21 protein-coding genes are annotated in these 23,979 nt (G+C 71.8%); 2 read left to right on the forward strand and 19 right to left on the reverse strand.

Translation table 11 applies throughout. The features are described from left to right. Positions 1 to 15 precede the first annotated feature (15 nt). From OIB37_RS07140 to fmt, 4 genes are all read right to left on the reverse strand, one after another. Positions 16 to 1,059 carry a sugar-binding transcriptional regulator gene (locus OIB37_RS07140; protein ID WP_330456678.1) on the reverse strand — a complete coding sequence of 348 codons (1,044 nt, stop codon included), beginning with the start codon at positions 1,057 to 1,059 and terminating at the stop codon, positions 16 to 18. 90 nt (positions 1,060 to 1,149) lie between these two features. After that, the gene (gene rpe, locus OIB37_RS07145; RefSeq protein WP_330456679.1) at positions 1,150 to 1,836 is read right to left on the reverse strand and encodes a ribulose-phosphate 3-epimerase; all 687 of its coding nucleotides are present in this window, start codon (positions 1,834 to 1,836) and stop codon (positions 1,150 to 1,152) included. Positions 1,837 to 2,120: 284 nt separating this feature from the next. Continuing rightward, complete coding sequence (locus OIB37_RS07150) at positions 2,121 to 3,539, reverse strand: RsmB/NOP family class I SAM-dependent RNA methyltransferase (RefSeq protein WP_330456680.1); 1,419 nt, start codon at positions 3,537 to 3,539, stop codon at positions 2,121 to 2,123. A 77-nt stretch (positions 3,540 to 3,616) separates the two neighbouring features. Further along, positions 3,617 to 4,549, reverse strand: a complete 933-nt coding sequence (gene fmt / locus OIB37_RS07155) for a methionyl-tRNA formyltransferase (RefSeq protein WP_330456681.1) — start codon at positions 4,547 to 4,549, stop codon at positions 3,617 to 3,619. A gap of 338 nt (positions 4,550 to 4,887) precedes the next feature. Between fmt and OIB37_RS07160 the strand changes: the two genes are divergently transcribed. Beyond that, positions 4,888 to 5,424 (forward strand): hypothetical protein, encoded by a 537-nt coding sequence (locus OIB37_RS07160; protein WP_330456682.1) that lies wholly within the window; start codon positions 4,888 to 4,890, stop codon positions 5,422 to 5,424. 360 nt (positions 5,425 to 5,784) lie between these two features. On the opposite strand, the gene OIB37_RS07165 is transcribed toward OIB37_RS07160, so the two are convergent. The 14 genes from OIB37_RS07165 to pyrR form a co-directional block, all read right to left on the reverse strand. Next, positions 5,785 to 7,932, reverse strand: coding sequence for a primosomal protein N' (locus OIB37_RS07165; RefSeq protein WP_330456683.1), 2,148 nt, complete (start codon positions 7,930 to 7,932; stop codon positions 5,785 to 5,787). 143 nt (positions 7,933 to 8,075) lie between these two features. Beyond that, on the reverse strand, positions 8,076 to 9,284 hold the full coding sequence (gene metK, locus OIB37_RS07170) for a methionine adenosyltransferase (protein ID WP_330456684.1): 1,209 nt from the start codon (positions 9,282 to 9,284) through the stop codon (positions 8,076 to 8,078). Positions 9,285 to 9,546: 262 nt separating this feature from the next. After that, positions 9,547 to 10,764 carry a bifunctional phosphopantothenoylcysteine decarboxylase/phosphopantothenate--cysteine ligase CoaBC gene (coaBC, locus tag OIB37_RS07175; RefSeq protein ID WP_330456685.1) on the reverse strand — a complete coding sequence of 406 codons (1,218 nt, stop codon included), beginning with the start codon at positions 10,762 to 10,764 and terminating at the stop codon, positions 9,547 to 9,549. Positions 10,765 to 10,873: 109 nt separating this feature from the next. Next, positions 10,874 to 11,146 carry a DNA-directed RNA polymerase subunit omega gene (gene rpoZ, locus OIB37_RS07180; protein ID WP_039649019.1) on the reverse strand — a complete coding sequence of 91 codons (273 nt, stop codon included), beginning with the start codon at positions 11,144 to 11,146 and terminating at the stop codon, positions 10,874 to 10,876. Positions 11,147 to 11,221: 75 nt separating this feature from the next. After that, the gene (gene gmk, locus OIB37_RS07185; protein ID WP_330456686.1) at positions 11,222 to 11,779 is read right to left on the reverse strand and encodes a guanylate kinase; all 558 of its coding nucleotides are present in this window, start codon (positions 11,777 to 11,779) and stop codon (positions 11,222 to 11,224) included. A 60-nt stretch (positions 11,780 to 11,839) separates the two neighbouring features. Beyond that, a complete protein-coding gene (locus tag OIB37_RS07190) occupies positions 11,840 to 12,163 on the reverse strand; it encodes an integration host factor (RefSeq protein WP_330456687.1) in 324 nt (107 codons plus the stop codon). A gap of 300 nt (positions 12,164 to 12,463) precedes the next feature. Beyond that, positions 12,464 to 13,309, reverse strand: coding sequence for an orotidine-5'-phosphate decarboxylase (gene pyrF / locus OIB37_RS07195; protein ID WP_330456688.1), 846 nt, complete (start codon positions 13,307 to 13,309; stop codon positions 12,464 to 12,466). Further along, on the reverse strand, positions 13,306 to 14,412 hold the full coding sequence (locus tag OIB37_RS07200) for a quinone-dependent dihydroorotate dehydrogenase (protein ID WP_330456689.1): 1,107 nt from the start codon (positions 14,410 to 14,412) through the stop codon (positions 13,306 to 13,308). The genes pyrF and OIB37_RS07200 overlap by 4 nt, the downstream gene beginning before the upstream one ends. A gap of 127 nt (positions 14,413 to 14,539) precedes the next feature. After that, complete coding sequence (carB, locus tag OIB37_RS07205) at positions 14,540 to 17,848, reverse strand: carbamoyl-phosphate synthase large subunit (RefSeq protein WP_330456690.1); 3,309 nt, start codon at positions 17,846 to 17,848, stop codon at positions 14,540 to 14,542. Next, entirely contained in the window at positions 17,841 to 18,998 is a 1,158-nt protein-coding gene (gene carA / locus OIB37_RS07210; RefSeq protein ID WP_330456691.1) for a glutamine-hydrolyzing carbamoyl-phosphate synthase small subunit, read from the reverse strand. The genes carB and carA overlap by 8 nt, the downstream gene beginning before the upstream one ends. Further along, the gene (locus OIB37_RS07215) at positions 18,995 to 19,579 is read right to left on the reverse strand and encodes a PH-like domain-containing protein (RefSeq protein WP_330456692.1); all 585 of its coding nucleotides are present in this window, start codon (positions 19,577 to 19,579) and stop codon (positions 18,995 to 18,997) included. The genes carA and OIB37_RS07215 overlap by 4 nt, the downstream gene beginning before the upstream one ends. Next, positions 19,576 to 20,862 carry a dihydroorotase gene (locus OIB37_RS07220; RefSeq protein WP_330456693.1) on the reverse strand — a complete coding sequence of 429 codons (1,287 nt, stop codon included), beginning with the start codon at positions 20,860 to 20,862 and terminating at the stop codon, positions 19,576 to 19,578. Before OIB37_RS07220 ends, OIB37_RS07215 begins: the two co-directional genes overlap by 4 nt. A 4-nt stretch (positions 20,863 to 20,866) precedes the next feature. Then, on the reverse strand, positions 20,867 to 21,883 hold the full coding sequence (locus OIB37_RS07225; protein ID WP_330456694.1) for an aspartate carbamoyltransferase catalytic subunit: 1,017 nt from the start codon (positions 21,881 to 21,883) through the stop codon (positions 20,867 to 20,869). 92 nt (positions 21,884 to 21,975) lie between these two features. After that, the gene (pyrR, locus tag OIB37_RS07230; protein WP_330456695.1) at positions 21,976 to 22,548 is read right to left on the reverse strand and encodes a bifunctional pyr operon transcriptional regulator/uracil phosphoribosyltransferase PyrR; all 573 of its coding nucleotides are present in this window, start codon (positions 22,546 to 22,548) and stop codon (positions 21,976 to 21,978) included. Between the two features lie 275 nt (positions 22,549 to 22,823). Between pyrR and bldD the strand changes: the two genes are divergently transcribed. After that, a complete protein-coding gene (gene bldD / locus OIB37_RS07235; RefSeq protein ID WP_330456696.1) occupies positions 22,824 to 23,324 on the forward strand; it encodes a transcriptional regulator BldD in 501 nt (166 codons plus the stop codon). Between the two features lie 218 nt (positions 23,325 to 23,542). Here bldD and nusB read toward each other — a convergent pair whose 3' ends face one another. Next, complete coding sequence (nusB, locus tag OIB37_RS07240; protein ID WP_330456697.1) at positions 23,543 to 23,977, reverse strand: transcription antitermination factor NusB; 435 nt, start codon at positions 23,975 to 23,977, stop codon at positions 23,543 to 23,545. Positions 23,978 to 23,979: the final 2 nt, after the last annotated feature.

A 23,979-nucleotide genomic window follows, 5' to 3' on the forward strand; every position in this document is an offset into this window, starting at 1 on the left:
CCACGACCCGCCGGGTCAGGAGCCGTCGGGGTCCGCGCGGCTGAGCGCGGGCTTCGGCGTCGGCCCCGCCGTCAGCAGGTAGTCCGCGGCCGAGGTGTCCGTGACCAGGCTGGTGACCAGGCCCGAACGCAGCACCGCGTCGATCGCGGGCGCCTTGCGCTGCCCGCCCGCGATGGCCACGACCTCCGGGATGCGGCGCAGCTGGTCGGCCTTGACCGTGATGCACCGCTCCCCCAGGTCCCGGCCGATCCGGCGCCCGTCGGCGTCGAAGAGGTGCGCGGCCATCTCGGCGGCGACACCGAGCGAGGCGTAGTGCGCTCGCTCCTCGTCGCTGAGCATGTCGTGCACCGTCGAGATGCCCGGCTCCCAGGAGCCGATGGAGACGCAGGCGACCGTGACCTTGTCGAAGTACTCGAAGGCCCGGGCGATCCCGGTCTGGTTGCGCAGGGCCGCCGCGGTGGCGGCGTCCGGCAGCAGCATCGGCGCGTAGATGGGGTGCGCGTCGCCGCCCGACACCTGGGCGGCACGGCGTACTGCCTCGACCGAGCCGCGCTCGGACGTCCCCGCGTCGTACACGCCCGTCAGCTGTACCACCGTGCACGGCGGCAGCCGGTCGAGCGCCGCGGCCATGTGGATGGTCGACCGGCCCCAGGCCAGCCCCAGCACGTCGCCCTCGTCGACGAGTTCCCCGAGCAGGTCGGCCGCGACCTCGCCGAGATTCTCCGGATCCGGGGTCTCCTCGGCCTCGGCCGGGGACTCGACCACGACGGCGTGCCGCAGGCCGTAGCGGGCGCGGAGCGCGTCTGAGCGCTCGGCGTCCAGCTCGGCCGGGACGCGGATCTCGATACGTACGAGATCCCGTTCGAGGGCTGTCTCCAGGACCCGGGCCACCTTGAAGCGGCTGACGCCGAACTCCTCCGCGATCTGGATCTTGGACTTGCCCTCGAGGTAGAAGCGGCGGGCCATGGCCGCCGCCTGGACCAGCTCAGCGGGTCCCATCCGCATGGCTGACCGGCCCGCCGACATACCCGACACGGCGATCTCCTCACTGCTGTTCACACTCTGGATTCGCCGTTCATCCTTGCAGATCCGGCGCGACTGATCCGCCCTCATGGGCGGCGTTCACTTAACCGTTCACGCAGCCTTGGCTCAGTGGCCGCATGCCCAGGACGCCTGGGCGGTGGCGGCTTCCGCCTGAGCGCGCAGCGCCCGCACCGCCTGGGCCGGGTCCTCGGCGCCGTACACCGCCGAACCGGCGACGAACACGTCCGCTCCCGCCTCCGCGCACCGCTCGATGGTGGACGCCGAGACACCGCCGTCCACCTGCAGCCACAGCTGAAGACCGTGCTTGTCGATCAGCTCACGGGTGCGGCGGACCTTCGGCAGCATGACGTCGAGGAACGACTGCCCGCCGAAGCCCGGCTCGACCGTCATGATCAGCAGCATGTCGAGTTCCGGCAGGATCTCCTCGTACGCCTCGATCGGCGTGGCGGGCTTGAGCGCCATGGCGGCGCGGGCACCCTTGGCGCGGATCTCCCGGGCGAGCCTGATGGGCGCCGCCGCCGCCTCCACGTGGAAGGTGATGGACTGGGCACCCGCCTCCACGTACTGCGGCGCCCAGCGATCGGGGTCCTCGATCATCAGATGGCAGTCCAGCGGGATGTCCGTGGCACGGGCCAGGGACTCCACGACGGGCGTACCGAGCGTGAGGTTCGGGACGAAGTGGTTGTCCATGACGTCGACGTGGAGCCAGTCGGCGCCCTCGACCGCCTTCGCCTCGTCCGCGAGGCGAGCGAAGTCTGCGGACAGAATGCTGGGGTTGATCTGCACGGCCATGCCCCAAGCCTGCCATGCCCGGGGCACGGATGTTCGCGCCGGTCCACAGGCGGGACCGTTCGTCCTACTTATACGACGGTATGCCGAACCCTGTGGACAAGAAGTTCCCGGAGATCCGGAGCTTCACGAGCCGGGCGCGGCGCACGGCGATCGCGCACCGGTCTCGCCCGGGTGCCGCCGGCACCGCTGCCGCCGGATGTCGCTTCCGACGGCCCGTCCTGCCCGCTCGATGCCCGCCCGATGCCCGCCCGATGCCCGGCTGCCGCCTCTGTCCGTCGCCTCCGTCAGCCGGTCCGGCGGATGAGCGCCAGGTACATCGCGTCGGTGCCGTGCACATGCGGCCACAGCTGCACGTCAGGGCCCTCGCCGAGCTCGGGCACGCCGGGCAGCAGGGGCCGGGCGTCGATGAGTTCGGCGTCCGGGAACTCCTTGAGCAGGTCGGAGACGACCGCGCGGGTCTCGGCGAGGTGCGGCGAGCAGGTGGCGTAGCCGACGACACCGCCGACCCGCACCGAGTCCAGGGCGGTGCGCAGCAGGGCGCGCTGGAGCGGGGCGAAGTTTTCCAGGTCCTCGGGGCGCCGCCGCCACCGCGCCTCGGGACGCCGGCGCAGCGCGCCGAGTCCGGTGCAGGGCACGTCCATCAGCACCCGGTCGAAGGTGCCGGGCCGCCACGGCGGCCTGGTCCCGTCGGCCGCGATGACCTGGTACGGCCCCGGGTTGCCCGCCAGCGCCTTCGCCACGAGGCCCGCCCGGTGCGGCTGCTTCTCGGAGGCCAGCAGCGTGGCCCCGCGCTCGGCGGCGAGGGCGGCGAGCAGCGCGGCCTTGCCGCCGGGGCCGGCGCACCCGTCGAGCCACTTCTCGTCGGGGCCGTCGAGCGGCGCGTTCGCGAGCGCGAGGGCGACCAGCTGGCTGCCCTCGTCCTGCACACCGGCCCGCCCCTCGTGCACCGCCTCGACGGCACCCGGCTCACCGCCCTCGGAGAGCCGCACGGCGTACGGGGACCAGCGCCCCGGCACGGCGGCCTCCTCGCGCAGCAGTTCCTCGGTGGTGGCCCGGCCCGGCCGCGCGACCAGGGTGACCTCGGGCCGCTCGTTGTCGGCCTCCAGCAGGTCCTCGATACCGGCGCGCCCGCCGCCGAGGGAGTCCCACAGCGCGGAAACGACCCACCGGGGGTGCGAGTGCACGACGGCGAGGTGGTCCTCGGGGTCCTGGTCGTAGGGCGGCGCGACCTTCTCCAGCCACCCGTCGAGGTCGTGCTGCGCCACCTTGCGCAGCACGGCGTTGACGAACTTGGCCCGCCCGTCACCGAGCACGACGCGCGCCAGCTCGACCGAGGCCGACACCGCGGCGTGCGTCGGGATGCGGGTGCCGAGCAGCTGGTGCGCGCCCAGGTTCAGCACGTCGAGCACCGGCGGGTCGACCTCGCGCAACGGCCGGTCGATGCACGCCGCGATGACGGCGTCGTACGTGCCCTGCCGGCGCAGGGTGCCGTACACCAGCTCGGTGGCGAGGGCGGCGTCCCGCGCGTCGAAGTCGCCGTTCTCCCGCGCCTTGCGCAGCAGCGGCGGCAGCACCAGGTTGGCGTACGCGTCCCGCTCGTCGACCGCACGCAGCGCGTCGAAGGCGAGGATGCGGACGGGGTCCTTCTGGGGACGGCGGTAGGGCTTGGCGGGCTTGTGCGGCCGCCGGGACTGCTCGCTCACGAAAAGGTGCTCCGGATGTGAAGAAAGGTGTGCTTGTCCAGCCTACGTCGGGGTACTCGCGCCGCCACCTGCCGGGCTCAGCCCCCGAGCGTCTCCCCGTCGGCGATACGCACCCCGCGCGCCCAGTCGGCGGCCCGCATCGGCTTCTTGCCCTGGGCCTGCACCCACAGCAGTTCGACGGCGAAGGACCCGGTGCCCACGTGCACGCTGTTCTTGCCGACGGCCATCCGGCCCGGTGCGAGGTCCGTCCGCTCGGGCACGGGGGTGACCTGGATGAGCTTGAGCCGCTCGCCCCGGAAGGTGGTCCAGGCGCCGGGCGCCGGGGTGCATCCGCGCACGACCCGGTCGACCCGCAGCGCCGGCGTCGCCCAGTCCACCTGGGCGCCCTCGACGGTGATCTTCGGCGCGAGGGTGATGCCGTCGGCCGGCTGCGGTACGGCCTTCAGAGTGCCGTCCTCGATCCCGTCCATGGTCGCGGTGAGCAGTCCCGAACCGGCGAAGGCGAGCCGGGTGAGCAGGTCACCGCTGGTGTCGGTCGAGCGGATCTCCTCGGTGACGGTGCCGTAGACGGGTCCGGAGTCCAGACCCTCCTCGATGAGGAAGGTGGAGGCACCGGTGATCTCGTCCCCCGCCATGATGGAGTGCTGCACGGGCGCGGCTCCGCGCCAGGCGGGCAGCAGCGAGAAGTGCAGGTTGACCCAGCCGTGGGCGGGGATGTCGAGGGCGACCTTCGGCAGCAGGGCGCCGTAGGCGACGACGGGGCAGCAGTCCGGCCCGATCTCCCTCAGCCGCTCCAGGAACTCGGGATCGCGCGGCCTGACCGGCTTGAGCACCTCGATCCCGGCCTCCTCCGCCCGCTCCGCCACGGGTGACGCGACCAGCCTGCGCCCCCGTCCGGCCGGCGCGTCCGGCCGCGTGACGACGGCGGCCACCTCGTGCCGCCCGGAGGCGATCAGAGCGTCCAGGGCGGGAACGGCGACCTCGGGGGTACCGGCGAAGACGAGCTTCATGGGCGGATCGGAGCCTCTCGGACAGCGTGAACACGGGCGACGTACAAGTCTATGACCACGATCATGCGACCGGACACGGGCGGACAGCCACCCCCGAACAGCCCCACGGGCCGCCCGGCCGGGCGAGCCGTCCGACGGGGCCGGCACCCCACGGGCCGCCCCGCCTCGCCTGCCTCGGGAAACGGGTGGTGCGCGGGTGGCCGACGGCGTACGCATATGCCCGCACGCCCCCACCCCGTGACCAGCGGAGCGCACACGCGTTGGTCAAGAAAGAGTTGACCACACCGGGCCGCTTTCGCCGCCCAATTCCTTTCAACGCCGGTTCGAGAGGCTTGTTCATGGCCGACCACGCAACCCACGACGCCCAGGCCCGGGCCAGCCTGCACTTGCTGGTGCGGGACATCGAGCGGGTCCGCCGCCAGGTGGACGCACTGCGCACGCTCACCGCCCAGCTGGGCAACGTCTACCGCCCGCGCCGCTCCGGCCCGTCCACGGGCTTCGTCGTCTACGGGCGGGCTCCCGCCCCCACGGTCCGCCTCGCCCAGGAACTCCGGGACAGCGTCGAGACCCTGGTCACCGCCGCCGTGGACTTCGACCGCTCGCTCGGCTTCTCGTGGGACGCGGTCGGCTCGGCGCTCGGCGTCACCAAGCAGGCGGTGCACCGCCGCTACGGCGCCCGCCGTGCCGCGGCCCAGGCGGCGGCCGCCGCCGAGCGGACGACGGAGCCCTCGGGCACCCGCACCCTCAACACCACCCTGCCCGCCGTACCGACCGTCCCCGCGGCCCGTTCCATGCCGACACAACCGACCGCCGGCAGCCCCACGCTCCGCGACGAGGTCCGCCCGACGGCCTTCCCCGGCCCCCGCAACGGCTGACCTGCCCCACCGAACCCCACCTCCGCCGCCCTCCCGGGAGCTCCGGGAGGGCAGTCGTACGCACAGTCCAGTCCAGGCCAGGCCAGGCCACCGACGGTCAGCCGCGCCCGGACCGCGACCCGCCCACGGAAGCCGCGCGTGCCCCGCCCACCGAAGCCGGACGACCGGACGGATGCTCGGCAGGACGCTCGGCCGGACGGCAGGACGGACGGCAGGACGGACGGCAGGCCGGACGACCGGCAGAAATACGCGCCCTGATGCCGGGCGGCCATCGCCAGGGCCCCACCGCCGCCCCGGAGCCGGTGCCGGACGGCCCCCGCGCCCGCCCCCGCCTCGCCCCGCCCCGCCCCGCCCCGCCCGTCAGCCGATGTCCGGCGGGTCGATCCGTACCCGCACCGCTTCCCCGCTCCCCCGCGCCATGCGCGCGGCCTGCGCCGCCTTCAGGGCGTCGGCCAGCGTGGCACCGCTCCCCCGCGGCACCCGCACCAGCGCCCGCTCCCACTGCTCGCCCGGCGGCGGCGCCCCGGGCCTGCGCGGCCGTCCCGGCAGGGTGGGCGGCAGCGGGACCGGTCCCAGCACCTCCGCGTCCGGCGGGAGCTCGACGGCCGCCAGGAACTCCGCCACGGCCTCGGGCGTCCCGGACACGGCCGCCATCCGCGACACCGGCGGGAACCCCAGCTCGGCCCGCTCGGCCAGCTCTCGCATCGCGTACCCGACCGGGTCCCAGCGCACGAGTGCCTGGACGGGCCGCAGCGTCGGCTCGGCCACGACGGCCACCGTCCCGCCTTCCCCCTGCGGCCGTACCAGCGCGGCCGCGGCCATCCACCGACGCAGCGCGTCCTCGCCGGCCCGCAGGTCCGGACGCCCGAGCATGGCCCAGCCGTCCAGCAACAGAGCGGCCGCGTAGCCGCCCTCGGCCACCGGCTCGGCGCCCGGCGTGCTCACGACCAGCGCGGGTGCGCCGGGCACCGTGTCGAGCACATGCTCGCGCCCGGAGGTGCGCACCGGTACGGCGGGGAAGGCCCGCCCGAGTTCCTCGGCCGTACGGCGCGCCCCGACCACCTGGGCCCGGAGGCGGAAGCCGCCGCACTCCGGGCAGTGCCAGGCGCCCTCGTCACGGCCGCACCACTCGCACCGCAGCTCACCCGCCTCCTGAGCCAGGAGCGGCCCCGCGCAGTGCCGGCAGCGCGCGGGGGCCCGGCACTGAGCGCAGGCCAGACGCGGCACGTACCCGCGCCGGGGCACCTGGACCAGCACCGGCCCGTGCCGCAGCCCCTCGCGGACCACCTGCCACGCGAGGGTCGGCAGCCGGGCGGCGCGGGCGGCCTCGTCGCGCGCCAGGTCCTCGTCTCCCACGGTCCGCACCAAAGGCGCGGCCCGCCGCACCTGCTCGCGCCCGGCGAGCAGCGGGCGCGCCCAGCCGCTGTCCACGAGCTGCGCGGCCTCCACCGTGCAGCTCCAGCTCCCCAGCAGGAACCCGCACTTGTCCAGTCCGGCCCGCAACAGCAGCACGTCACGTGCGTGCGGCTGCGGGGCGTGCTGCTCGCTGAGGTTGTCGTCGCCGTCGTCCCAGACGGCCACGAGCCCGAGGTCGTGGACGGGCGCGAACATGGCGGCCCGCGTCCCCACGACGGCCCGTACGGACCCCCGTCGCACCGCGAGCCACTGCGCGTACCGCTTCTCGGGGCCGGCGTCGGCGGTGAGCAGCGCGTGCCGCCCCTCGCCGAGCAGCGCGGTCAGCGCGGCGTCGACCCGCGCGGCGGCCCGGCCGTCCGGTACGACGACGAGCGCGCCGCGTCCCGAGGCGAGCGTGGCGGCGACGGCCCGGGCCAGTTCCTCGCTCCAGCCCGGTCCCGGCAGGGCGTTCCACACGGCCCTGGGCGCGCCTCCGGAGGCCAGCGACTCCAGGAAGCCCGGCCCGTGCTCGTACCGCGCCCACGACCCGGCGTCCGGTGCCGGGGGCGGTGGCAGGGGCGCGGGAGACGGCCGCTTCTCGGCCCGCGCGCTGCGCGGGGGTACGGCGAGCTGCAGCACATCGGCGAGGCTGCCCGCGTACCGGTCGGCGACAGCGCGCGCGAGCCCCAGCAGTTCCTCGCCGAGCACCGGCTCGGGCGACACGACCTGGGCGAGGGCGGCCAAGGGCCCCGAGTAGTCGGACTCGGCCCGCCGCTCGATGAGGAAGCCGTCGATGAGGCCGCCGCCCTCACGGCGTCCGTCCCGCACGCGATGCCGCCCGGCCCCGAACCGCACGCGCACCCGCACCCCGGGCTGGGCCTCGGCGTCCAGTTCCTCGGGAACGGCGTAGTCGAAGTACCGGTCGAGGTGCAGCACGCCCTTGTCCACGAGCACCCGCGCGACCGGCAGTTCCCTGGCGAGCGCGGCCCCCCGCCAGGTCCGAGGCTTGGCCCGCGGCACGTCGGCGGAACGCACGGCCTCCCGGATGAAGGCGAGCTGCTCCGGCGGCGCCGCCTCGGCCCCGCCGTCCCCCGGCACGTTCTCCCTGCTCACGCTTGCATTCTTACCAAACCCCACTGACAAACGACCCGCCGGGCAAGGTCCGCCCGAGTGCCCCCGGCCCCCGTGTGGCCGGAACACGCCGAGGCCCGGCTCCCGAAGGGGAGCCGGGCCTCGGTGCGAGAGCCGTGCGGGACCTACAGGCCGGCGGCCTTGCGCAGGGCGTCCACGCGGTCGGTGCGCTCCCAGGTGAAGTCGGGGAGCTCGCGGCCGAAGTGGCCGTAGGCGGCCGTCTGGGCGTAGATCGGACGCAGCAGGTCGAGGTCGCGGATGATGGCGGCCGGGCGGAGGTCGAAGACCTCGTCGATCGCCTTCTCGATCCTGTCGGTCTCGACCTTGTTGGTGCCGAAGGTCTCGACGAACAGACCGACCGGCTCGGCCTTGCCGATCGCGTACGCGACCTGGACCTCGCAGCGCGAGGCCAGACCCGCCGCCACCACGTTCTTGGCGACCCAGCGCATCGCGTACGCCGCGGAACGGTCGACCTTGGACGGGTCCTTGCCCGAGAAGGCGCCGCCACCGTGGCGGGCCATGCCGCCGTACGTGTCGATGATGATCTTGCGGCCGGTCAGGCCGGCGTCGCCCATCGGGCCGCCGATCTCGAAACGGCCGGTCGGGTTGACCAGCAGGCGGTAGCCCTCGGTGTCCAGCTTGATGCCGTCCTCGAGGAGCGCCTTCAGCTCGGGCTCGACCACGAACTCGCGGATGTCGGGAGTCAGCAGGGACTCCAGGTCGATGTCCGAGGCGTGCTGGGAGGAGACCACGACCGTGTCGAGACGGACGGCCTTGTCACCGTCGTACTCGATGGTGACCTGCGTCTTGCCGTCGGGGCGCAGGTAGGGGATGGTGCCGTTCTTGCGGACCTCGGAGAGGCGCTTGGACAGGCGGTGCGCCAGGAAGACCGGCAGCGGCATCAGGGTCGGCGTCTCGTCCGACGCGTAGCCGAACATCAGGCCCTGGTCACCGGCGCCCTGGCGGTCCAGCTCGTCCTCGTCGCCCTCGACGCGGGACTCGTAGGCGGTGTCCACACCCTGCGCGATGTCCGGGGACTGCGCGCCGATGGACACCGACACGCCGCAGGAGGCGCCGTCGAAGCCCTTCTTCGAGGAGTCGTAACCGATCTCGAGGATCTTGCTGCGGACCAGGTTCGGGATGTCCGCGTAGGCCTTGGTCGTCACCTCGCCGGCCACGTGCACCAGGCCGGTGGTGATCAGCGTCTCGACGGCGACCCGGGAAGACGGGTCCTCGCGCAGAAGCGCGTCGAGAATGGTGTCGCTGATCTGGTCAGCGATCTTGTCGGGGTGACCCTCGGTCACGGACTCCGAGGTGAACAGGCGACGGGACACAACGCTCCCTGGGTTTGCAGCGGCTGCTGGCTGATCATTTGGCGGACTTGCCGGGGGCTGCGCCCGACGTCGTCCGAGAACAGTTTATCGGTCGCACGTGCCGTTCGGCCCACATGTCTCGCCTCTCGGGAGCGCTGTGACCTGCGGCACGGCCCTCTCCCGCAAGGCCCGGCGGCCTCGGCCGGGCTCTCCACGGTGCTTCGCGAGCCGGGAAAAACCGTCTAATGGCGGAAGGAATCACGGCACGGACGGCCGAATCAGGTCAACCCAGACGGGATGCCACGAGATCCCAGACCGTCTCGGCGAGGGCCTCCTTCGGACCATGCGGCACGGGGGTCTCGCTGCCGTCGGCTCCCAGGATCAGGGCCTCGTTCTCCTCCGAACCGAAGGTCTTGCGCTCCCCGACCTCGTTGACCACGAGCAGGTCGCAGCCCTTGCGGGCCAGCTTGGCGCGGCCGTTGGCCAGCACGTCGTCGGTCTCGGCGGCGAAGCCCACGACGACCTGCCCGGGACGGGCGCGGTCGGCCGAGATCTCGGCGAGGACGTCGGGATTGCGGACCAGGACGACGGGCTCGGGGTCCTGGCCGTCCTTCTTCTTGATCTTCCCGGCGGCGTAGGCGGCCGGGCGGAAGTCGGCGACGGCGGCGGCCATGACCACGGCGTCGGCGTCGGCCGCGGCCTTGAGGACGGCCTCGCGCAGCTGTACGGCGGTGCCGACCTGGACGACGTCGACGCCGGCCGGGTCGGGCATGCCGGTGTTGGCCGCGACGAGTGTCACACGGGCGCCGCGGGCCGCGGCCGTACGCGCGAGGGCGTAGCCCTGCTTGCCGGAGGAGCGGTTGCCGAGGAAGCGGACCGGGTCGAGCGGCTCACGGGTGCCACCGGCGGATACGACGACGTGCCGGCCCCTGAGGTCGGGCTCGGTGACGCCGCGGGCCAGCACCCGGCGGCAGACCTCGAAGATCTCGCCGGGGTCGGGCAGCCGCCCCTTGCCGGTGTCGACGCCGGTGAGGCGGCCGACGGCGGGCTCGATGACGACGGCGCCGCGGCGGCGCAGGGTGGCCACGTTCTCCTGGGTGGCGGGGTGCTCCCACATCTCGGTGTGCATCGCGGGGGCGAAGACGACCGGACAGCGGGCCGTCAGGAGCGTGTTGGTCAGCAGGTCGTCGGCGAGGCCGTGGGCGGCCTTGGCGAGCATGTCGGCCGTGGCGGGGGCCACGACGACGAGGTCGGCGTGCTGGCCGATGCGGACGTGCGGGACCTCGTGGACGGCGTCCCAGACCTCGGTGGACACCGGGTTGCCGGACAGGGCGGACCAGGTGGCGGCGCCGACGAAGTGCAGCGCGGAGGCGGTCGGCACCACGCGTACGTCATGGCCCGACTCCGTGAACCGCCTCAGCAGCTCACAGGCCTTGTACGCGGCGATCCCGCCGCTGACCCCCAGAACGACCCTCGGCTTGTCCGCCGTCGCTGTGTCCACCGTCTCCACCGTCTCTCCCCGGTTCGGCACCGTACGGGACCATCACACACCACAGGCCCGGCAGCATGACTGCCGGGCCTGTGGATAAGTCAAACGCGATCTGACGGTACTACTGCGCGGGGCCCTCGATGGCCTCGGACGTCAGCAGACCGGCGTTGATCTCACGCAGGGAGATCGAAAGCGGCTTCTCGTGGACGTGGGTGTCGACGAGCGGACCGACGTACTCGAGGAGACCCTCACCGAGCTGCGAGTAGTACGCGTTGATCTGACGGGCACGCTTGGCCGCGTAGATCACGAGGCTGTACTTCGAGTCGGTGGCCTCGAGGAGCTCGTCGATCGGAGGGTTGATGATGCCCTCGGGCGCGGTGATGGAAGAGGACACGCTCTGCCTTCCGATGGATGGGAAAGAATCAGTCGATGTGACCGGTGGACACCGTTCGCTGGACGGCAGTCACGATCACACAACGTCCATCAAGGCTAGCAGCTCGCGGGCCACGTCCTCGACGGAGGTGTTGACAAGGGTCACGTCGAACTCCGGCTCGGCCGCCAGCTCGGTCCTGGCCGCCTCCAGACGGCGCTCGATGACCTCGGGCGACTCGGTCCCCCGGCCGGTCAGCCTGCGCACCAGCTCGTCCCAGGAGGGCGGAGCCAGGAACACGAGCCGAGCCTCGGGCATGGACTCGCGGACCTGTCGGGCGCCCTGGAGGTCGATCTCCAGCAGGACGGGCTCGCCGTTCTCCAGCCGCTCCATGACGGCAGCACGGGGCGTGCCGTAACGGTTGCCGGCGAACTCGGCCCACTCGAGCAGCTCGCCGTTGGCGATCAGCTTGTCCATCTCCTCGTCGGTGACGAAGAAGTAGTGGACTCCGTGCTGCTCCCCGGGGCGGGGCTTGCGGGTGGTCGCCGACACCGAGAGCCAGTGCTCGGGGTGTTCCTTGCGCATATGGGCGACGACCGTGCTCTTGCCGACCCCGGAGGGGCCGGAGAGCACGGTCAGCCGCGGACGTTCACTCATGCAGCGATTATTCCAGCAATCCCGGTATGCCCGGGACTCCTGGTCCGCAGGAACGCGGACTCAGGAGCCGGTGCTGCCGAACTCACGCTCCAGGGAAGCGATCTGGTTGGTACCGAGACCACGCACACGGCGGCTCTCGGAGATGCCGAGTCGCTCCATGATCTGCTTGGCGCGGACCTTGCCCACGCCCGGCAGGGACTCGAGCAGTGCGGAGACCTTCATCTTGCCGATGACGTCGTTCTCCTGGCCCTGCTTGATGACCTCGTGCAGGGAGGCGCCGGAGTGCTTGAGTCGATTCTTGACCTCGGCCCGCTCCCGGCGAGCCGCGGCGGCCTTTTCGAGCGCGGCTGCGCGCTGTTCAGGGGTAAGGGGCGGAAGAGCCACGCCTACGTCACCTCGGATGTCGAACTGTCGGATACGGACCGGTGAGGAACCTAGTCGCCCCACACCTGGGGAGCTACGAGCAACACGCTGCCCGCTCTCCCCCACTGCCTTGCGGGGCGTGGGAGGTGCCCCCACTGCTCGGAGACTAGCGGCCAAGTCCGCCGGAGTCAGCGAGAACAGCGGAAAAGTCCTGGTCAGCCTTGGCCAGGCCAGACATTTAAGGCATAGTGCCCCGGATTTGAGGTTGTATTCACACCTGAGCAGCCCCGTCGGGTGTCGCCGGAGCCGCGAACGGCGGGATCAGACGCCCTCCAGAGCGGTCCGGATCTCTTCCGCGAAGCGCTCCGTGGCACCGCGCAGCGCGCCCACGTCGGGACCGTGACGAAGCACACCCCGGCTGACGTTCGGCACGACGTTGCGCACCGCCGCCCCGAAGACCGCGGGCAGGTCGGCCGGAGTCGCCCCCTGCGCGCCGACGCCGGGCGCGAGGAGCGGGCCGTTGATGGCGAGGTCGTACGACGACAGGTCGCCGACCGTGGCGCCGACGACCGCGCCGAAGGAGCCGAGCGGCTCCTCGCCCGCGTTCTCGGCGGCCAGGTGGGCCAGCATGGTCGCGCCCACGGTGCGGCCGTCGGCACGCACCGCGTGCTGGACCTCCGGGCCCTCCGGGTTCGAGGTCAGGGCCAGGACGAACAAGCCGGCGCCGCTCTCCCGGGCCAGCGCGACGGCGGGGCTGAGCGAGCCGTAGCCGAGGTAGGGCGAGACGGTGAGGGCGTCGGAGAACAGCGGGGCGTCCTTGTGCAGGAAGGCCTCGGCGTAGCCGGCCATGGTCGAGCCGATGTCGCCGCGCTTGGCGTCCATCACGACCAGGGTGCCGGCCGCGCGCGCCTCCTGGACCACCCGCTCCAGCACGGCGACGCCGCGCGAGCCGAACCGCTCGAAGAAGGCGCTCTGCGGCTTCATGACGGCGACCCGGTCGGCCACCGCCTCGACCACCGTGCGGCTGAACCGCTCCAGGCCGGCCACGTCGTCGTCCAGGCCCCACTCGGTGAGCAGGGAGGCGTGCGGGTCGATGCCCACGCACAGCGGGCCGCGCTCGTCCATGGCGCGGCGCAGCCGGGCGCCGAAGGGTTCCAGGAGCGTCATGCGGTCTTCCTCACATCGGCACCGACGGCGTCGGCGAGGGTGGCGTACGGGCTGGTGCGCAGCCGCGCGGCGAGGCCCTTGTGGATCGCGCGGGACCAGAAGGGGCCCTCGTAGACGAAGGCGCTGTACCCCTGCACCAGCGTGGCACCGGCGAGGATGCGCTGCCAGGCGTCCTCGGCGGTCTCGATGCCGCCGACGCCCACCAGGGTGATCCGGTCGCCCACGCGCGCGTAGAGGCGGCGCAGGACCTCCAGGGAGCGTGCCTTGAGCGGTGCGCCGGACAGACCGCCGGTCTCCTTCACCAGGGAGGCTCCGGACTTCAGGCCGAGGCCCTCACGCGCGATGGTGGTGTTCGTGGCGATGATGCCGTCCAGGCCCAGTTCCACGGCCAGGTCGGCGACGGCGTCGACGTCCTCGTCGGCGAGGTCGGGGGCGATCTTCACCAGGAGCGGCACCCGGCGGTGGGCGACCACGCGGTCGGCGGCCTCGCGCACGGCGCTCAGCAGCGGGCGCAGCGCCTCGGTGGCCTGGAGGTTCCGCAGGCCGGGCGTGTTGGGCGAGGAGACGTTGACGACGAGGTAGTCGGCGTAGGGCGCCAGGCGCTCGGCGGACTTCACGTAGTCGCCGACGGCGTCCGCCTCGGGTACGGCCTTGGTCTTGCCGATGTTGACGCCCACGACGGTCTTGAAGACGGGCTCGCGCGTGGCGAGGCGGGCCGCGACGGCGAGGGAGCCGTCGTTGTTGAAGCCCATGCGGTTGATCAGCGCGCGGTCGGCGACGAGCCGGAACAGCCGCTTTTTGGGGTTGCCGGGCTGGGCCTCGCCGGTGACCGTGCCGATCTCGACGTGGTCGAAGCCGAGCATCGACATGCCGTCGATCGCGACGGCGTTCTTGTCGAAGCCGGCGGCGAGCCCGAACGGCCCGTGCATGCGCAGCCCGAGGGCCTCCGTGCGCAGCTCCTTGTGGCGGGGCGCGAGCACGGCCGCGGCGAAGGTGCGCAGCACGGGGACGCGGGCGGCGAGGCGGATCCAGCGGAAGGCCAGGTGGTGGGCCTGCTCCGGGTCCATCCGCTGGAAGACCAGACGGAAGAAGTACTTGTACATCTCGGAAGTCCTCAGTCACTCATGAAGGCGGGGGCTCATGAAGGCGGGGGCTCATGAAGAGGGGGCTCATGAAGAGGGGGCTCATGAAGAGGGGGACACCGTTTCCGGTGTCCCCCTCGAAGGGCCGCTAGTCGCGGGATGCCGTCAGGTGTTCGGCGTGCTCCTGGAGCGAGCGGACGCCCACGTCTCCGTGGTTGAGGGCGTCGATGCCCTGGACGGCCGCGGCGAGCGCCTGGACGGTCGTCAGGCACGGGACCGAGCGGGCCACGGCCGCCGTACGGATGTCGTAGCCGTCGAGGCGGCCGCCGGTGCCGTAGGGGGTGTTGACGATGAGGTCGACCTCGCCGTCGTGGATCAGCTGGACGATGGTCCGCTCGCCGTCCGGGCCGGGGCCCTCGGACTGCTTGCGGACGACCGTGGCGTTGATGCCGTTGCGCTTGAGGACCTCGGCCGTGCCGGAGGTGGCCATCAGCTCGAAGCCGTGGGCGACCAGCTCGCGGGCCGGGAAGATCATCGAGCGCTTGTCGCGGTTGGCGACCGAGATGAACGCGCGGCCCTTGGTGGGCAGCGGGCCGTAGGCGCCCGCCTGCGACTTGGCGTACGCCGTGCCGAAGACGGAGTCGATGCCCATGACCTCGCCGGTGGAGCGCATCTCCGGCCCGAGGACGGTGTCCACGCCGCGGCCCTGGATGTCGCGGAAGCGCGACCAGGGCATGACGGCCTCCTTGACGGAGATCGGCGCGTCCAGCGGCATCTCGCCGCCGTCGCCGGTCCTCGGCAGCAGGCCCTCCTCGCGCAGCTCGGCGATGGTCGCGCCGAGCGAGATGCGGGCGGCGGCCTTGGCGAGCGGGACCGCGGTCGCCTTGGAGGTGAAGGGGACCGTGCGGGAGGCGCGCGGGTTGGCCTCCAGGACGTAGAGGATGTCGCCGGCCATCGCGAACTGGATGTTGATCAGGCCGCGCACACCGACGCCCTTGGCGATGGCCTCGGTGGAGGCGCGCAGGCGCTTGATGTCGAACCCGCCGAGGGTGATCGGGGGCAGGGCGCACGCCGAGTCGCCGGAGTGGATGCCGGCCTCCTCGATGTGCTCCATGACGCCGCCGAGGTACAGCTCCTCGCCGTCGTAGAGGGCGTCGACGTCGATCTCGATGGCGTCGTCCAGGAAGCGGTCGACGAGGACCGGCCGGGAGGGGCTGATCTCGGTCGACTCGGCGATGTAGGAGGCGAGGCGGGTCTCGTCGTAGACGATCTCCATGCCGCGGCCGCCGAGGACGTAGGAGGGGCGGACGAGGACCGGGTATCCGATCTCGTCGGCGATGGCCTTGGCCTCCTCGAAGGTGGTGGCCGTGCCGTGCTTCGGGGCCGGCAGGCCGGCCTCGGCGAGGACGCGGCCGAAGGCGCCGCGGTCCTCGGCGGCGTGGATCGCCTCGGGCGGGGTGCCGACGACCGGTACCCCGTTGTCCTTCAGCGCCTGCGCGAGACCGAGCGGCGTCTGGCCGCCCAGCTGCACGATCACACCGGCGATCGGGCCGGCCTGCGCCTCCGCGTGGACGATCTCCAGGACGTCCTCCAGCGTGAGCGGCTCGAAGTACAGCCGGTCGGAGGTGTCGTAGTCGGTGGAGACGGTCTCGGGGTTGCAGTTGACCATCACGGTCTCGTACCCGGCGTCGGACAGCGCGAAGGAGGCGTGGACGCAGGAGTAGTCGAACTCGATGCCCTGGCCGATGCGGTTGGGGCCGGAGCCCAGGATGATCACCGCGGGCTTGGTCCGGGGCGCGACCTCGCTCTCCTCGTCGTAGGAGGAGTAGAAGTACGGCGTCTTCGCGGCGAACTCGGCGGCGCAGGTGTCGACCGTCTTGTAGACCGGGCGGATGCCGAGCGCGTGCCGGACCTCGCGGACGACGTCCTCGCGCAGGCCCCGGATCTCACCGATCTGGTGGTCGGAGAAGCCGTGCCGCTTGGCCTCGGCGATCAGCTCGGCGGTCAGCTCGGGGGCCTGGGCCAGCTCGTCCGCGACCTCCTTGATCAGGAAGAGCTGGTCCACGAACCACGGGTCGATCTTCGTGTACTCGAAGACCTCCTCGGGGGTGGCGCCCGCGCGGATGGCCTGCATGACCGTGTTGACCCGGCCGTCGGTGGGCCGTACGGCCTCGCGCAGCAGCTCGTCCTTGTCGCCGGGGTCACCCACGAACGTGAACTGGCTGCCCTTCTTCTCCAGCGAGCGCATCGCCTTCTGGAAGGCCTCGGTGAAGTTGCGGCCGATGGCCATGGCCTCGCCGACCGACTTCATCGTGGTGGTCAGCGTGGAGTCGGCCTGCGGGAACTTCTCGAAGGCGAAGCGCGGGGCCTTGACGACCACGTAGTCGAGCGTGGGCTCGAAGGAGGCCGGGGTCTCCCGCGTGATGTCGTTCGGGATCTCGTCGAGGGTGTATCCGACGGCGAGCTTCGCGGCGATCTTGGCGATGGGGAAGCCGGTCGCCTTGGAGGCGAGGGCGGAGGAGCGGGAGACGCGCGGGTTCATCTCGATGACGATCACGCGACCGTCCTCGGGGTTGATCGCGAACTGGATGTTGCAGCCGCCGGTGTCGACGCCGACCTCGCGGATGATCGCGATGCCGATGTCCCGCAGGAGCTGGTACTCGCGGTCGGTCAGCGTCATCGAGGGCGCGACGGTGATCGAGTCGCCGGTGTGCACGCCCATCGGGTCGAAGTTCTCGATGGAGCAGACGACCACGACGTTGTCGTTCTTGTCGCGCATCAGCTCAAGCTCGTACTCCTTCCAGCCGAGGATGGACTCCTCCAGGAGCACCTCGGTGGTCGGGGAGAGCGTGAGGCCCTGGCCTGCGATGCGGCGCAGCTCGTCCTCGTCGTGGGCGAAGCCGGAGCCGGCGCCGCCCATGGTGAAGGAGGGACGGACGACGACCGGGTAGCCGCCGAGCGTCTCGACGCCCTTGAGGACGTCGTCCATGGAGTGGCAGATGACCGAGCGGGCGGACTCGCCGTGTCCGATCTTCTCGCGGACCACCTCGACGACGTCCTTGAAGAGGTCGCGGTCCTCGCCCTTGTTGATCGCCTCGACGTTGGCGCCGATGAGCTCGACGCCGTACTTGTCGAGCGTGCCGGCCTTGTCGAGCGCGATGGCGGTGTTGAGCGCGGTCTGGCCGCCCAGGGTGGGCAGCAGCGCGTCGGGACGCTCCTTGGCGATGATCTTCTCGACGAACTCGGGGGTGATCGGCTCGACGTAGGTCGCGTCGGCGATCTCCGGGTCGGTCATGATCGTCGCCGGGTTGGAGTTGACGAGGATGACGCGCAGGCCTTCGGCCTTGAGCACGCGGCACGCCTGGGTGCCGGAGTAGTCGAACTCGGCGGCCTGGCCGATGACGATCGGGCCGGAGCCGATGACCAGGACGGACTGGATATCGGTGCGCTTAGGCACGCTGGCCCTCCATCGGAGCTGTGCTCATCAAAGACGTGAAGCGGTCGAACAGGTAGGCGGCGTCGTGCGGGCCGGCTGCCGCTTCGGGGTGGTACTGGACGGAGAAGGCGGGCTGGTCGAGCAGCTGGAGCCCCTCCACGACGTTGTCGTTCAGGCAGACATGCGACACCTCGGCGCGGCCGAACTTCGTGTCGCTGACCCGGTCGAGCGGCGCGTCCACGGCGAAGCCGTGGTTGTGCGCGGTGACCTCGACCTTGCCGGTGGTGCGGTCCTGGACCGGCTGGTTGATGCCGCGGTGGCCGTACTTCAGCTTGTAGGTGCCGAAGCCGAGGGCGCGGCCGAGGATCTGGTTGCCGAAGCAGATGCCGAAGAGCGGGGTCTTCCGCTCCAGGACGGCGGTCATCAGCGCGACCGGGCCGTCGGCCGTGGCGGGGTCGCCGGGGCCGTTGGAGAAGAACACGCCGTCGGGGTTGACGGCGTAGACGTCCTCCACCGTGGCGGTGGCCGGGAGGACGTGCACCTCTATGCCGCGCTCGGCCATGCGGTGCGGGGTCATGCCCTTGATGCCGAGGTCGATCGCGGCGACGGTGAACTTCTTCTCGCCGATCGCCGGGACGACGTAGGCCTCCTTGGTGGCGACCTCCTCGTAGAGGCTCGCGCCCTTCATGTGGGGCTGGGCCTGGACCCGCTCCAGCAGCTCGGCCTCGGAGGCGATCGCCTCGCCGGAGAAGATGCCGGCGCGCATCGAGCCGCGCTCGCGCAGGTGGCGGGTGAGGGCGCGGGTGTCGATCCCGGAGATGCCGACCACGTTCTGCGCGTTCAGCTCGTCGTCCAGGGAGCGCTTGGCGCGCCAGTTGGACGGCACGCGGGCGGGGTCGCGCACGACGTAGCCGGAGACCCAGATGCGGCTGGACTCGTCGTCCTCGTCGTTCCAGCCGGTGTTGCCGATCTGCGGGGCGGTCGCGACGACGATCTGGCGGTCGTACGACGGGTCGGTCAGGGTCTCCTGGTAGCCGGTCATGCCGGTGGAGAACACGGCCTCGCCGAAGGTCTCCCCCACGGCCCCGTAGGCGCGGCCGCGGAAGATGCGGCCGTCCTCCAGGACGAGTACGGCGGGAGTCCTGGCGGCTCCCCTGGTGGAGGTGGTCATCGTGCGCCTTCCGTGTCGTTGATCATGTGGTTCAGGGTGTCGACCCATTCGGCGTGCTCGGCCGCGTGCTCGGAGCGGAAGCCGGAGTCGATCTCCTTGTCGCCGTGCGCCCAGGTCACGACCAGCAGTCCGCCCTCGGTGAGGACCTTGCCGGCGATGCCCTTGTCCAGCCGGGCGCCGCGCAGCGCGGCGGCGGGGACGAAGAAGTCGTCCGCTCCGGGGCGTACGACGTCCAGGCCCGCGTCCGTCAGGGTGAGCTCGACCCGGCTGCGGGTGCCGAGGCCGTGGGCCACGATGCGGTCCAGCCACTGCCCGGCGGTGGTGGAGCCGTGGTAGCGGCCGCTCAGCTTCAGTTTCGCCGGGCCGGACTCCTCCGGCGCGCTGGGAAGTTCCGGCAGGTCGCCCTGGAGGGTGCCGCGCCACTTCCAGCCCTCGCGCATCAGCCAGTAGAGGAGGGCGACGAAGAGGACGAGGCCGACGAGCCATCCGACGCGGGCGCCCCAGTCGGTCACCGCGGCGGATTTCTTCTCGTCCGCCAGGGTGGCGGTGAGACCGGTGGCCAGCAGAGTTGCAGGTGTCACGTGAGCTTCCCGTCGATGAGCGTCGCCTTGCCCCGCAGCCAGGTGTGGGTGACACGGCCCGGCAGCTCGCGGCCCTCGTAGGGGGTGTTGCGGCTGCGCGAGGCGAAGCCCGCGGGGTCCACCTGTCCACGGTATGCGGTGTCGACGAGGGTGAGGTTGGCGGGCTCACCCGGCGAGACGGGCCGTCCCTGTCCGGAGGCCTGTCCGATGCGCGCGGGCGTGAAGGACATGCGGTCGGCGACGCCCGCCCAGTCCAGCAGGCCGGTCTCGACCATGGTCTCCTGGACCACCGACAGGGCGGTCTCCAGGCCGACCATGCCCATGGCGGCCGCGGCCCACTCGCAGTCCTTGTCCTCGTGCGGGTGCGGGGCGTGGTCGGTGGCGACGATGTCGATCGTGCCGTCGGCGAGCGCCTCGCGCAGGGCCATGACGTCGCGCTCGGTGCGCAGCGGCGGGTTGACCTTGTAGGCCGGGTTGTAGGTGCGCACCATCTCCTCGGTCAGGAGCAGGTGGTGCGGGCAGACCTCGGCGGTGACCTGGATGCCGCGGGACTTGGCCCAGCGGATGATCTCGACCGAGCCGGCCGTGGACAGGTGGCAGATGTGCAGGCGGGAGCCGACGTGCTCGGCGAGCAGGACGTCCCGGGCGATGACCGACTCCTCGGCGACGGCCGGCCAGCCGACCAGGCCCAGCTCGGCGGAGACGACGCCCTCGTTCATCTGGGCGCCCTCGGTCAGCCGCGGCTCCTGCGCGTGCTGGGCTACGACACCGCCGAAGGCCTTCACGTACTCCAGCGCGCGGCGCATGATCACGGCGTCGTCGACGCACTTGCCGTCGTCGGAGAAGACGGTGACGCCGGCGGCCGAGTCGTGCATGGCGCCCAGCTCGGCGAGCTTCTTGCCCTGGAGGCCGACGGTGACGGCGCCGATGGGCTGCACGTCGCAGTAGCCGTACTCGCGGCCGAGCCGCCAGACCTGCTCGACCACACCGGCGGTGTCCGCGACCGGGAAGGTGTTGGCCATGGCGAACACGGTGGTGTAGCCGCCGGAGGCGGCCGCGCGGGTGCCGGTCAGGACGGTCTCGGAGTCCTCGCGGCCGGGCTCGCGCAGGTGGGTGTGCAGGTCGACCAGGCCGGGCAGCAGCACCTTGCCGTCGGCCTCGACGACCTCCGCGCCGTCGGCGGACAGACCGGTGCCGACCGCCTCGATGACCTCGCCGTCGATCAGGACGTCCTGCGGCTCGCCGCCGAGCACCTTCGCACCACGGATCAGGATCTTGCTCATGGGGTTACTTCTCCTCGTTGGTGCGGAATTCAGAGGTGGGCGCGAGGGCGGTGGCGGGCGCCGGGTGGGCGACGGCGGGCTCGTTGCCGCCCAGCAGCAGGTACAGGACGGCCATCCGGATGGAGACGCCGTTGGCGACCTGCTCGACGACCGTGCAGCGGTCGGAGTCGGCCACCTCGGCGGTGATCTCCATGCCGCGGACCATCGGTCCGGGGTGCATGACGATGGCGTGCTCCGGCATCTTCGCCATGCGGTCGCCGTCGAGGCCGTAGCGCCGCGAGTACTCGCGCTCGGTCGGGAAGAACGCGTCGTTCATGCGCTCGCGCTGGACGCGGAGCATCATCACGGCGTCGGACTTCGGCAGGGTGCTGTCGAGGTCGTAGGAGACCTGGCAGGGCCAGTTCTCGACGCCGACCGGCACCAGGGTGGGCGGGGCGACGAGGGTGACCTCGGCGCCGAGGGTGTGCAGCAGGTCGACGTTGGAGCGGGCCACGCGGCTGTGCAGCACGTCGCCGACGATCGTGATGCGCCTGCCGTCGAGGTCGCGGCCGAGGCCGGCGTCCCGGCCGAGCAGGCGGCGGCGCATGGTGAAGGCGTCCAGCAGGGCCTGGGTGGGGTGCTGGTGGGTGCCGTCGCCGGCGTTGATGACGGGAGCGTCGATCCAGCCGGAGTTGGCGAGACGGTACGGGGCTCCGGAGGCGCTGTGCCGGATGACGACGGCGTCCACGCCCATCGCCTCCAGGGTCTGGGCGGTGTCCTTGAGGGACTCGCCCTTGGAGACGCTCGATCCCTTGGCCGCGAAGTTGATCACGTCGGCGGAGAGGCGCTTCTCGGCGGCCTCGAAGGAGATCCGGGTGCGGGTCGAGTCCTCGAAGAAGAGGTTGCAGATCGTGCGGCCGCGCAGGGTCGGCAGTTTCTTGATCGGCCGGTCGGCGACCCGGGCCATCTCCTCGGCGGTGTCGAGGATCAGGACGGCGTCGTCGCGGGTGAGGTCGGCGGCCGAGATGAGATGACGCTGCATCTGTCAGGCTCCGTAAGGCGATTCTTATCGGGAGGATTGGGGCAGACCGGGGCGCGTGTGGGCATGCCGAAGCGGCCGTGCGCCTGGATCTGCTACTGGCCGGCCTGCTTCGCGCCGAGCAGCACGGTGTCGCGACCGTCCTCCTCGGCGAGCTGGACCTTGACCGTCTCCCGCAACGACGTGGGGAGGTTCTTGCCGACGTAGTCGGCGCGGATGGGGAGTTCGCGGTGGCCGCGGTCGACGAGGACCGCGAGCTGGACCGCGCGGGGGCGCCCGATGTCGTTCAGGGCGTCGAGGGCCGCACGGATGGTGCGGCCGGAGAAGAGCACGTCGTCGACGAGGACGACGAGGCGGCCGTCGATGCCGTCACCGGGAATCTCGGTGCGGGCCAGCGCACGCGGCGGGTGCATGCGCAGGTCGTCGCGGTACATGGTGATGTCGAGCGAGCCGACGGAGACCTTGCGGTCGGTGATCTGCTCCAGCTTGGCGGCGAGCCGCTGGGCGAGGAAGACGCCGCGGGTCGGAATGCCGAGGAGCACCACGTCGTCGGCGCCCTTGGCGCGCTCGACGATCTCGTGGGCGATGCGGGTGATGACGCGTGCGATGTCGGGACCCTCGAGTACGGGCCGGGCATCGGACGCGGGCGGGTTCGCGTACGTGTCCATACGAAACGGACCCCCTTCTCCGCCTCACGGGACGGACTTTAAAGGACGTCGGATTTGCGCCATACACGTTACCAGGTCTCCAGATGACTCCCGTCCACCCCCTTGCCTCCCCCGCATCACCCGGTTGGCGCAATCGGGTGCCGCGACCACGGAAGAGTCGGTGTGGACCATTCGGCTTGACGCATGAGAGTCACGCTGCGTAACCTCACAGTGAGTTACCAGCCGCGCGGCGGGAAACACAGCCGGCCGCGTCGACACAGTGTCCGGGGAGCTATATGTCCAGCGAATACGCCAAACAGCTCGGGGCCAAGCTCCGGGCCATCCGCACCCAGCAGGGCCTTTCCCTCCACGGTGTCGAGGAGAAGTCCCAGGGACGCTGGAAGGCCGTGGTGGTCGGTTCGTACGAGCGCGGCGACCGTGCCGTGACCGTGCAGCGCCTTGCAGAGCTGGCCGATTTCTATGGCGTCCCCGTGCAGGAGCTGCTGCCGGGCACCACGCCGGGCGGGGCCGCCGAGCCGCCGCCGAAGCTGGTCCTCGACCTCGAGCGACTGGCCACCGTGCCGGCCGAGAAGGCGGGCCCGCTGCAGCGCTACGCGGCGACGATCCAGTCCCAGCGCGGCGACTACAACGGCAAGGTGCTCTCGATCCGCCAGGACGACCTGCGCACTCTCGCCGTGATCTACGACCAGTCCCCCTCGGTCCTCACCGAGCAGCTGATCAACTGGGGCGTCCTGGACGCGGACGCGCGTCGCGCGGTCGCCCACGAGGAGAGCTGAGCACTCCGCGAACTCAGCAGAAACGTGCCGTCGGGGTGGCCGGAACTTTACGGTTCCGGCCACCCCGGCGGTTTTCTCGTGCCCGTCCCCGCGGACCTGCGACTCCGTCCCCCGCCCCCGCGGACCCGCGGCCTCGCGGCCGGACATACGAACGCCGGAGGGCCCACAGCAGGCTCTGAGGCTTGCTGTGGGCCCTCCGGCGTTCCACTCGTACCGTCTTACGCCTCGTCGCGGCGCAGAGACGGCTTCAGCTCCTTCAGACGGCCAAGGAGGCCGTTGACGAAGGCGGGCGAGTCATCCGTGGAGAACTCCTTGGCCAGCTGCACCATCTCGTCCAGCACGACGGCGTCCGGGGTCTCGTCGACCCAGATCAGCTCGTACGCGCCCAGACGCAGGATGTTGCGGTCGACGACCGGCATCCGGTCGAGCGTCCAGCCGACGGCGTACTGGGAGATCAGCTCGTCGATGCGGGCCGCCTTCTCGGCGTAGCCCTCGACCAGCTCCATGGTGTACTCACTCACCGGCGGCTGCCGGGTGTCGTTCCGGGACAGCCGGACCCAGTCCGCGAGGACCGTCAGGACGTCGGCGCCGCGCTGGTCGCCCTCGAAGAGGATCTGGAAGGCGCGCTTGCGGGCCGTGTTGCGAGCGGCCACGG

It is taken from the genome of Streptomyces sp. NBC_00820 (assembly GCF_036347055.1).
Lineage (GTDB): Bacteria > Actinomycetota > Actinomycetes > Streptomycetales > Streptomycetaceae > Streptomyces.